Source organism: Poinsettia branch-inducing phytoplasma str. JR1 (assembly GCF_000309465.1).
Classification (GTDB): Bacteria; Bacillota_I; Bacilli_A; order Acholeplasmatales; family Acholeplasmataceae; genus Phytoplasma; species Phytoplasma pruni.
This window is the reverse complement of record NZ_AKIK01000171.1, coordinates 1-2,414: the sequence shown is the minus strand read 5'-3', so window position 1 is coordinate 2,414 and position 2,414 is coordinate 1. Positions and strand designations below refer to the sequence as shown.

The window sequence follows — 2,414 nt, the reverse complement described above, 5'->3', positions numbered from 1 at the left end:
ATATTTATTTTATCATTTTTTTATTAATCTTTTATTATAAAAAGTTTGTGAAAAAAGCAAAAAAGTTAATTTAACACTAAAAAAATTTTCATACAAATCTTTAAGAGTAATTGACTTTTTTGAAAAATAAAAATGATTATAAAGAGTGATTCTCAGGCATATACATGTTATTACTTTTGCCTTCATAATCTTTAATAGAAACCACAACTGCACCAGTTGTTATAATAACAAAAGTGATAGAAGCAGAATTCAGAATTGCTTGTCTAATTTGTTCTAGTAGGGTCTATAATGCCTTTTTGTAATAAATTGGCATAAACGCCTTCTTTAGCATCAAAAACGCAATTTTCTTTTTGTTTCAATTGTTCTTTAACTATGGTAAAACCATCAAAACCAGCATTTTCTGCTATTTGATAAGTAGATAAGTAGGAACCAATAGACTTTCTAAAACGATATTAATGCCTTTTTGCACATCAACGTTAGAATCAACCAATTTATCTTTTAATTCTTGATAAATTTCTACTAAAACTTTTCCACCACCAACTACAATACCTTCAGTAATAGCCGCTTGAGTAACATTTAAAACGTCTTCAATTCTTAATTTTTTTCTTTTAATTCGTTTTTGGTTATATCACCCACTTTAATAACCGCTATTCCGCCTTTAATAGATTAACAAACCAAATAATTATTACAAGTGGGACAAAAATTAACAGATTTAAACCTTAATTATGAAAAATGTGAACCAAGTGAAATTATTGATATTAAAACTAAAGATAATATTCCTCCAGATTGCATCAAATATCGTTCTATGAAATATTATATTCCGCAAAAAAACTCTCCAATACCAAATATAAGGTCAACCAATGGTTTTGGTTTTTAAATCAAGAGATTCTCATTTATTGCCTCAATTAGTCGTTATAACGCTTAAAACTGTTGATTTAATGCAAGAATTAGACCAAATTAAATTAAATTTAGAATAAAAAAAGATAAATAAGAGGTTTTATTAAAAAACCTATTATTTTTTTACATCTTAAAGAAATGCTTTTTTTAAAAAAGATTACCGATTAAGAGAAAAAACATTCTTTTTAAAAAAATTGATCAATAATTCCATTTACACGTTGAAATTATTTTTTTATCTGTTAAAATTAAACATAGATACAATAATTATAAATAGGTAATTAATGTATATTTATGCATTGTTAAAAGTATTATTTTTCCATATTTTATTTTTATATAAATAAAATAACAATGATCAATTTAAGAAATACTGAAATAATAAGTATTTCTTGTAAAGGTTTTTTAATCAAAAAACCTTTAAAATTCTTGTCTTATGAATTAAACAAGACCGCAAAAGACCAAAAGGAGGTTATCATCATGAATAAATATGAAGTAATGTATATTTTACAACCTAATTTAGAAGACAAAAATGTAAAAAAAATTATTGATAACGTTAATGGTATTTTTACAAAAGAGGGTAAAGTTACAGAATTGAAAGAAATGGGGTTAAAAGAATTAGCTTATCCTATTCAAAAATTCAACAAAGGTTATTATGTTTGGTTATTAGCTGATGCTAACAGCACAGTTGTAGCTGAATTTACTCATATAGCTAATATATCTGAAGAAATAATGAGATATATGGCAATTAAATTAGAGGATAATAATTAAAATGATTAATAAAGTAGTTTTAGTAGGTAGAATTACAAAAGATCCAGAATTACGTTTTGTTAATGGCGATATTCCTTTAGTGCGCTTTAATTTAGCAGTTAATAGGTCTTTTACTAACTCTGAAGGAGTTAGAGAAACTGATTTTATTCGTTGTGTTGTTTGGAATAAACAAGCAGAAAATTTAGCTAAATATATTACTAAAGGTGCTTTAATCGGCATTGAAGGTAAAATTAAAACTAGCGTTTTTGACAATGGTACGGATAAAAAACAATTCACAACAGAAATTCAATGTGATTCTATTCAGTTTTTAGAATCTAGAAAAAAAAAAGATAATGACAGTGATTATTCCCAGAATTCAGCAGCAGAAGAGTTTAATATTGATGAAGATGATAAATTCCCTTTTTAATTTAACTAAATAACGATAATGTAAGGAAGTATTAAAAGATTATGCAATCAGGTAAAAAAAAATTTTTTAAAAAACGTCGTAAAGTATGTTACTTTACTCAAAACAAAGTGACTAGAATCGATTTTAAAGATGTAGAATTATTAAATAAATTTGTCACTAATAGAGGCAAAATTTTACCAAGTAGAACTACTGGAACATCTGCTAAATGGCAAAGACGTTTAGCGATAGCTATCAAAAGAGCTCGTCACATGGCTTTAATGCCTTTTGTAATACAATAATCATATAAAAATAAAACAAGTTGATAATGCTTGTTTTATTTTTTATATTGAGAATTTATTATTTTTAC

Annotated in this window: 3 protein-coding genes and 1 pseudogene; 3 read left to right on the top strand and 1 reads right to left on the bottom strand. The window is 25.2% G+C overall.

Annotated elements, in window-relative coordinates; all coding sequences use genetic code 11:
- Positions 1-136 precede the first annotated feature (136 nt).
- Positions 137-663, bottom strand: a pseudogene (locus ON17_RS03450) (TCP-1/cpn60 chaperonin family protein); the annotation flags it as partial.
- 708 nt (positions 664-1,371) lie between these two features.
- On the opposite strand from ON17_RS03450, the gene rpsF reads away from it, so the two are divergent.
- The 3 genes from rpsF to rpsR are packed head-to-tail and all read left to right on the top strand — an operon-like array spanning position 1,372 to position 2,346.
- Positions 1,372-1,662, top strand: coding sequence for a 30S ribosomal protein S6 (gene rpsF / locus ON17_RS03120; protein ID WP_017192050.1), 291 nt, complete (start codon positions 1,372-1,374; stop codon positions 1,660-1,662).
- A 1-nt stretch (position 1,663) separates the two neighbouring features.
- Positions 1,664-2,068, top strand: a complete 405-nt coding sequence (locus ON17_RS03115) for a single-stranded DNA-binding protein (RefSeq protein WP_017192049.1) — start codon at positions 1,664-1,666, stop codon at positions 2,066-2,068.
- 41 nt (positions 2,069-2,109) lie between these two features.
- Positions 2,110-2,346 carry a 30S ribosomal protein S18 gene (gene rpsR / locus ON17_RS03110; RefSeq protein ID WP_017192048.1) on the top strand — a complete coding sequence of 79 codons (237 nt, stop codon included), beginning with the start codon at positions 2,110-2,112 and terminating at the stop codon, positions 2,344-2,346.
- Positions 2,347-2,414: the final 68 nt, after the last annotated feature.